The sequence below is a fragment of the Burkholderia sp. WP42 genome (assembly GCF_000745665.1).
GTDB classification, from domain to species: Bacteria; Pseudomonadota; Gammaproteobacteria; order Burkholderiales; family Burkholderiaceae; genus Burkholderia; species Burkholderia vietnamiensis.
Genome location: NZ_JQJT01000034.1, coordinates 71022 through 78848 on the forward strand (window position 1 = coordinate 71022; position 7827 = coordinate 78848).

Annotated in this window: 6 protein-coding genes; 4 read left to right on the forward strand and 2 right to left on the reverse strand. The window is 67.5% G+C overall.

The genetic code is table 11. The annotated features are described in order from the left end of the window. Positions 1–6: 6 nt before the first annotated feature. Together EX20_RS20575 and EX20_RS20580 are read left to right on the forward strand one after the other, a co-directional pair. Positions 7–1227 carry an acetate/propionate family kinase gene (locus EX20_RS20575; protein WP_034194552.1) on the forward strand — a complete coding sequence of 407 codons (1221 nt, stop codon included), beginning with the start codon at positions 7–9 and terminating at the stop codon, positions 1225–1227. Next, positions 1224–2333: an alpha/beta fold hydrolase gene (locus EX20_RS20580; protein WP_011882624.1), complete on the forward strand. Its 1110-nt coding sequence runs from the start codon at positions 1224–1226 to the stop codon at positions 2331–2333. The genes EX20_RS20575 and EX20_RS20580 overlap by 4 nt, the downstream gene beginning before the upstream one ends. Positions 2334–2373: 40 nt before the next feature. On the opposite strand, the gene EX20_RS20585 is transcribed toward EX20_RS20580, so the two are convergent. After that, entirely contained in the window at positions 2374–3585 is a 1212-nt protein-coding gene (locus tag EX20_RS20585) for a winged helix-turn-helix domain-containing protein (protein WP_011882623.1), read from the reverse strand. Positions 3586–3919: 334 nt separating this feature from the next. Beyond that, entirely contained in the window at positions 3920–5308 is a 1389-nt protein-coding gene (locus EX20_RS20590) for an MFS transporter (RefSeq protein ID WP_014725415.1), read from the reverse strand. Positions 5309–5616: 308 nt separating this feature from the next. On the opposite strand from EX20_RS20590, the gene treA reads away from it, so the two are divergent. Both treA and EX20_RS20600 read left to right on the forward strand, forming a co-directional pair. After that, positions 5617–7320, forward strand: coding sequence for an alpha,alpha-trehalase TreA (gene treA / locus EX20_RS20595; RefSeq protein ID WP_034194553.1), 1704 nt, complete (start codon positions 5617–5619; stop codon positions 7318–7320). Positions 7321–7535: 215 nt separating this feature from the next. Next, positions 7536–7827, forward strand: a 292-nt coding sequence (locus tag EX20_RS20600) for a transposase (protein ID WP_034194554.1), incomplete at its 3' end; no start/stop codon positions are given.

Consider the following 7827-nt stretch of genomic DNA (forward strand, 5'->3'; position numbering starts at 1 on the left):
GCGGCGATGCGGCATCCGGTGCTGGTTCTGAACGCAGGCTCGTCGAGCCTGAAATTTTCGGTGTACGACACGCGTGACGACCGGTCGCTCGACGCCGGCGTGCATGGGCAGATCGACAGCCTGCACGTCGCGCCGCGTCTCACCGTGGTCGATGCGCACGGCGTGCTGCTCGCCGATCGCGCGGTCGCACGCCCCGGCCATCATGCGGCGATCGAAGCGCTGCACGCGTGGTTCGCCGATCACGTCGGGCGCGAGGCGGCGTTCGACGGCGTCGGCCACCGCGTCGTGCACGGCGGCCCGTACTTCACCGCGCCGGTGCGGATCGATGCGCGCGTGCTGGAGACGATCGCATCGCTGGCGCCGCTGGCGCCGCTGCACCAGCCGCATCATGTCGATGCGATTCGCGCGGTTGCCGCGGTCGCGCCCGAGCTGCCGCAGGTCGCCTGTTTCGACACCGCGTTCCATGCGACGATGCCCGCGCTCGAGCGCGAATTTGCGCTGCCGCGCGCGCTCACCGAACAGGGCATCGTGCGCTACGGCTTTCACGGGCTGTCGTACGAATATGTGTCGGGCGTGCTCGCGGAACTCGATCCCGCGTGGCGGCAGCGCCGCACCATCATCGCGCATCTCGGCAACGGCGCGAGCCTGTGCGCGCTCGAAGAGGGCCGCAGCGTCGCGACGACGATGGGCTTCACCGCCGTCGACGGGCTGCCGATGGGCACGCGCACGGGCAGCCTCGACCCCGGCGTGATCCTGTATCTGCTGCGACACGACGGGCGTTCCGTCGATGACGTCGAGCATCTGATCTATGCGGAATCCGGGCTGCTCGGCGTGTCCGGCGTGTCGAGCGACATGCGCACGCTGCTCGCGAGCGATGCGCCTTCGGCCGCGCATGCGGTCGAGCTGTTCGCGTATCGCGTCGCGCGCGAGATGGCCGCGCTGGCCGGCGTGCTCGGCGGCGTCGATACGCTGGTGTTCACCGCGGGCGTCGGCGAGCATGCGCCGCGCGTGCGCGAGCTGATCTGCGCGCGCGCCGCGTGGCTCGGCATCGCCGTCGACGCAAGCGCGAACGCGGCCGGCCGCGCGGTGATCTCGACCGACGCGTCGCGCGTGACGGTTCGCGTGATGCCGACCGACGAGAATTTGATGATCGCGCGTCACACGCGCCGCGTGCTGGACGGCGCGGTATTTTCTCCTTCGACCTCGAGCGCCTCACTATCCCGATGAAATCCACTCACCGACCCGCGACGGCGTCGCTGCCGATCTTCTGGCCGATGGCGGCCGCCGCCACGCTGTTCGAAGCCGGCTCCGAACTCACTGCCCGCAATCTGCGATTCGTCGCGGAGGAGGAGAAGCTGCACTTCGGCCAACGTCCGGCGCTCGCCACGGAGAACCGGCCGCTGCTCGAGCTGCGCACGATGATCTTTCGCGACTACTCGACGGCGCAGCCGCAAGGGCTGCCGACGATCGTCGATGCGCCGTATGCCGGCCACAGCGCGATGATCGCCGATTACCAGCCGGGGCAGAGCCTGATGCAGACGCTGCGCGAGCACGGCGTCACGCGGCTCTACCTGACCGACTGGCGTTCGGCGACCGAGGACATGAAGGATCTCGAGATCGACCAGTACCTTGCCGAACTGAACGTGTGTGTCGACGAGTTGGGCGGGCGCGTGAACCTGGTCGGGCTGTGTCAGGGCGGCTGGATGTCTGCGATGTACGCGGCGCGCTTCCCGCACAAGGTCGCGAGCCTCGTGCTCGCGGGCTCGCCGATCGACACGGACGCGGGCGACGGCCCGATCAAACAGATGGCGCATACCTATCCGCTGTCGTTCTACGAGGAGCTCGTTGCGATGGGCGGCGGCCTGATGCGCGGACGTTTCATGCTGCGCGGCTGGAAGAACATGCATCCCGACCAGCATTATCTGGCCGACCACGTCGATCTCTACGAACATCTCGACGACCCGGATTATCTGCGCAAGCGCGAGATATTCGCGAGCTGGTACGAGAGCCCGATCGACCTGCCGGGCCGCTGGTATCTGCAGGCGATCCAGCAGATCTTCAAGGAAAACCGGCTCGCGCGCGGCACCTTCGTTGCACTGGGCCGCACGCTCGACCTGAAGGACGTGCGCTGTCCCGCATTCCTGCTCGCCGGCGAAACCGACGACATCACGACGCGCGAGCAGGTGTTCGGCGCGCAGCAGTATCTCGGCACGCCGGCGGAGCAGGTGACGAGCCGGCTCGTGCCGGGCGGCCACATCGGGCTGTTCATGGGCTCGCGCACGTTGAAGGACACGTGGCCGGGGATCGCCGCGTGGATCGCGCAGCAGCGTTGATGCAGGCGGTTGACGCGGCGCGGCCGGCGCGCCCGCCCGCTCATGCGCCGGCCAGTGCCTTCGTCAATTCCGGCGGCGCGTGCGCGACCGTCACCTGCGGCGTGCCATGCCACGCCGCCAGCCGTTGCACGGCCTTCGCGACATCGGCCGCGAGCCCCGTGCCGAATCGCACGCCGGGCTCGACGTGCACGGCCTTCAGTTCGAACGTGCCGAGCGCGCGATGCGCTTTCGCGTCGACGCGTCCGATCAGCCGGCCGCGATGCAGCACCGGCAGGCAGAAGTAGCCGTAGCGCCGCTTGTGCGCAGGCGTATAGCACTCGATCGTGTAGTCGAATCCGAACAGCGTCGACGCACGCCGGCGGTCCCACACCACCGGATCGAACGGCGACAGCAGCGTCGTCACCGTCGAGCGCAGCGTGTCCGCCGCGGCGGCCGGCAGCAATGCGTCGAGCGAGCGATGCACGTAGGCCGGCTCCTTCCAGCTGGCCACTTCGACCGGAATCAACTCGCCCGCGCCCGCGAGCGCGTCGAGTTCGGCACGATACGAGCGGCGCGGCAGCCGGTAGTAATCGGCGACCCAGTCCGCGCGCACGACGCCGAGCGCGCGGCAGGTGTAGTCGAGCAGCGCCGGCAGCACCGCCTCGCGCGGCGGCAGGTCGCACGCATCGTCCCAGTCGGGCAGCACGCGTTCGCGCACGTCATAGATCCGCTGGAAATTGCGGCGCTCCGATACCATCAGCTCGCCTAACGTGAACAGCACTTCCAGGTGCTTCTTCTCGGGTTTGCGGTCCCACCAGCCGTTGCCTGTTACGCCATCCTCACGGACGAAATCCGCCGATTTCACCGGGCCTTGCGCGCGGATCCGCGCCAGCAGCGAGTCGATCTCCGCGCGATTCTGCGCGTGCCAGTCGGCCGCGTATTTCCATCCCATTCCGCGCGGGTCGAGCATCTTGTAGCGCATCAGCCCGAACTGCTCGACGGGCAGGAAGCACGCTTCGTGCGACCAGTATTCGAACAGGCGCGCTTCGGCGAGATGCTCGTCGAGCCAACGCGGGTCGAAGTTGCCGACGCGGCTGAACAGCACCAGATACGGGCTGCGCGCGACGACGTGAATGGTGTCGATCTGCAATTGCGCCATGCGGCGGATCGCATCGAGGACGTCGGCCTTCGTGGCCTTGCGGCGCGGCGGGGTCAGCAGGCCCTGCGCGGCGAGATGCAATGCGCGGGCGGCGGCGGGCGAGAGCGTGAGCATCGGGACGGCGGCTGAGGTGGCGGTCGGGCATCACTGTAGCGCGAAAGCGGCGCGCGCGTGCACGCCGCGTGTCTGACAATGCTTGACAGATGCGCGGCCCGAGTTTCCTTATAGTGCTGCCATGACGCGATGAAACAGGCGCGCAACGATTCGGCTTCCGACGCACATATGTCAATGGCACGCAGGAAGCAGATCCGGGATTCTCAACCCCCACGAGGAACCCGGAGCCCTGAGCGGACATCCATGCGGCTGTGCACCGGCCCCGTGTGGATGTCCGCTGTTTTTTTCGTGGTCCGTCACGAGCCGAATCCTGTTCTTCAGCCCATCTGGCGCATCATTTCCGCTTGCCGCGCGCGACCTCGTCGCCGGCGCCCGGCGGCAGCCGGCGCGTGATCGGAATCGACGCGAACGAGCACAGCCCGACCACGACGAACGCCGGCCAGAAGTCCGACCACACCATCGTCTGATGCCCCTGCAGCCAGTGTGACAGGTGCAGCACGAGGCCGGCGACCGTCACGCCGAGCCCGAGCGACATCTGCTGGACGACGCTGCCGAGGCTCGTCGCGCGCCCTGCATCGGCCTGCGAAATATCGGCGTAGATCATCGAGTTGAGGCTCGTGAACTGCAGCGCGGGAAAGATTCCGCCCACCAGCACGATGGTCCAGATCGCCCAGGTCGGCATGCCCGGATGGAACACGCCGTATGCGGCGATCGCGAGCCCGGCGAACGCGGCGTTGTAGATCAGCACCGTGCGAAAGCCGAAGCGGCGCAGCGTATGAGTGGCCGTCGAGCGGCTCACCGCGCCGCCGAGCGCCGACGCGCAGGTGATCAGCCCGGAGTGGAACGCGCTCATGCCGAGCCCTTCCTGCAGCGCGAGCGGCAGCAGGAACGGCACCGCGCCGAGGCCGATCCGGAACAGCGAGCCGCCGACCACGCTCGCGTGGTAGGTCGGAATCTTCAGGAAGCTCAGATCGAGCACCGGCCGCGTCTTGCGGCGCGCGTACGGCACGTACAGCGCGAGCATCGCCGCGCCGACCGCGCACATCGCGATCGCGTTGCCGCGCGACGTGAGCGCGCCGTCGATCAGCGTCAGCCCCATCAGCAGCAGCGCGGCGCCGCTCGCCGACAACAGGAAGCCGAACCAGTCGAGCGGGCCGGGATCGGGCTCGTGCGTGTTCGCGATGTGCTTGCTCGCCAGATAGATGCCGTAGATGCCGATCGGTACGTTGATGAAGAAGATCATCCGCCAGTGCAGGTAGGTCGTGATGAAGCCGCCGACCAGCGGCCCGAGCGTGGGGCCGAACAGTGCGGGAATCGCGAGGTAGTTCATCGCGCGCACGAGCTCGGCGCGCGGCACGGCGCGGAAGATGATGATGCGGCCGACCGGCACCATCATCGCGCCGCCGACGCCCTGCACGAAGCGCGCGAAGGTCAGCAGGCCGAGCGAGTTGGAGGCCGCGCACAACAGCGAGCCGGCGACGAAAATGCCGATCGCGGTGCGGAATACCGAACGTGCGCTGAAGCGGTCGGCGAGCCATCCGCAGATCGGGATGAAGACGCCGAGGCCGACCACGTAGGCCGTGATCGCGATGTTCAGGGTGACGGGACTGTGCCCGAAGTCTCTCGCCATCGCGGGCAGCGCGGTGACGATGATGTTGGCGTCGACGCTTTCCATGAACAACGCACAGGCAACGATGAGCGGTGCTAGAAAGACGGGCGACATGGGCAGGGCGCGCGGTAAAGGCGCCATTATGCCCACATTGTGGTGATCGCGTCACGCAGCCGTGCGCGTGTTCCGCATGTTGCAATAGTCGTTCCTGTTACGGCGTCGCGAAGCAGAGACGACTGCGCCGGCGCCTCGGCTTCCGGCGACGCGCCCAGCCCGACTTGCGCGCGTCGCGCGTTTCGTGCGACAGTCCACCCACATCAGCGAAACACCACAATGCGCATCGATCGACGGCCATCGAGACGAGCGCCCGCGCGAACGAGACCCCTGCCGATCCACTGGCCACCGAAAGGAGGGGACACGTCATGACATCGCGTCGTGCCGAATCGATCGCATCACATCCCGGTCTGCATCCGTCCACGCCCGCGCCGCGTCCGCGCTGGGCGGCGGTACTTGCCATCGCTTATCTTGCCGTCGCCGGCTGCGCCGCACAGGCCGACAATGCGAACCACGCGGCGAGCCAGCCCGCGATGCAGACGGCCGCAGCGCCGGCAAGCGCCGCATCGGGCGCGCTGCTGCCGCCGCCGAGCCAGCTGTACGGCGACCTGTTCGTCGCGGTGCAGACCGCGCAGCTCTATCCCGACCAGAAGACGTTCGTCGACGCGACGCCCAATACCGATCCTTCGACGATCGTCCAGTTGTATCAGCAACAGAAATCCCAGCCGGGCTTCTCGCTGAAGGCGTTCGTCGACCAGTACTTCACGGCGCCGCCGCAGGGCGGCGTCACGCCGCCCGCGAACCTGACGCTGCGTCAGCACATCGACTGGCTGTGGCCGCAGCTCACGCGCACCACGACGAGCGTGCCGCCGTACAGTTCGCTGGTTCCGATGCCGAAGCCGTACGTCGTGCCCGGCGGCCGGTTCCGCGAAGGCTACTACTGGGACACCTATTTCACGATGCTCGGGCTGCAGGTGTCGGGGCGCGAGGATCTGGTCGACGACATGCTCGACAACTTCGCGTACCTGATCGACACGGTGGGCCACATCCCGAACGGCAACCGCACGTACTACGCGAGCCGCTCGCAGCCGCCGTTCTTCGCGTACATGGTCACGCTCGCCGCGCGGGCGGAAGGCGACACGGTCTACCAGAAGTATCTGCCGGCGCTGCGCAAGGAGTATGCGTACTGGATGCAGGGCGAAAGCGCGGCGCCGCGCGGCGAGGCCGTGCGCCACGTGGTCGCGATGCCGGACGGCGCGGTGCTCAATCGCTACTGGGATGCGAGCGACACGCCGCGCGACGAGTCGTATCTCGAGGACGTGACGACGGCGAAGGCCGTGCCGAGCCGTCCGGCGAACGACGTGTACCGCGACCTGCGCGCGGGCGCCGAAAGCGGCTGGGACTACAGCTCGCGCTGGTTTGGCGACGGCAGGACGCTCGCGACGATCCGCACGACGTCGATCGTGCCGGTCGACCTGAACAGCCTGATGTTCCATCTCGAGACGACGATCGTGAAGGGCTGCACGGTCGCGCGCGACGTCGGATGCGTGGTCGATTTTTCCGCGCGGGCCGCGCGCCGCGCCGCCGCGATCAACCGCTATCTGTGGAACCGCCGCGGCTATTACGGCGATTACGACTGGCAGTTGCGCAAGCCGCGTGACGGCGTGACGGCCGCTGCGCTGTTTCCGCTGTTTGCCGGCGTCGCGTGGCCGGAGCGCGCGAAGGCGACCGCGCGCGAGGTACGCAAGACGCTGTTGCAGCCGGGCGGCCTCGCGACGACGACGCAGAACACCGGCCAGCAGTGGGATGCGCCGAATGGCTGGGCGCCGCTGCAATGGATCGCGATCGAAGGGTTGCGGCGCTACGGCGAAGCGGCGCTCGCGAAGGACATCGGCACGCGCTTTCTCGCCGACGTGAAGCACGTGTATGCGACCGAAGGCAAGCTCGTCGAGAAGTACGTGGTGGAGGGCGCCGGCGAGGGCGGCGGCGGTGGCGGGGAATATCCGCTGCAGGACGGCTTTGGATGGACCAACGGCGTCACGCTGAAACTGCTCGGGTTGTATGGGGAGTAGCGGCGGTTGGCGCTGACGTGTGGCGACTAACGTGCGTTGGTCGAGACCTGATCTCCCGGTCAGCGGGAGATCAGGTCGGGGATTGCTTTAGGGTTGCTTCGTCAAGGGGGCGCGATCGACCCAAAGCGGCCAGTCGCTGTGCTCGAAAACGTTGGACCTATCCGTGATTTCGTGGGCGGGGCATATCATGAGGTGTAAAAGTCATGGATATGCCAATGAAGAAGAAAAGGCAAACTGTAGCGCGTCAGGCAGCGGCCCGCGGGCCGCTGCCTGAACTGCCCAAGGAACTGCTGGACCAGTTGGTCAAGGGGCCGATGACGCCGGCCGAGGTTCAGGACCTGATGCTGGCGTTCAACAAGGCAGTCATCGAGCGCGCGATGGGCGCCGAGATGAATCTGCATTTGGGCTACCGACCAGGCCAGTCCAAGCCGCCCGGTCAGGCCAACGAGCGCAATGGCGCCAGCGGCAAGACGGTCATCACCGATCGTGGCCCGGTTCGGGTCGAAG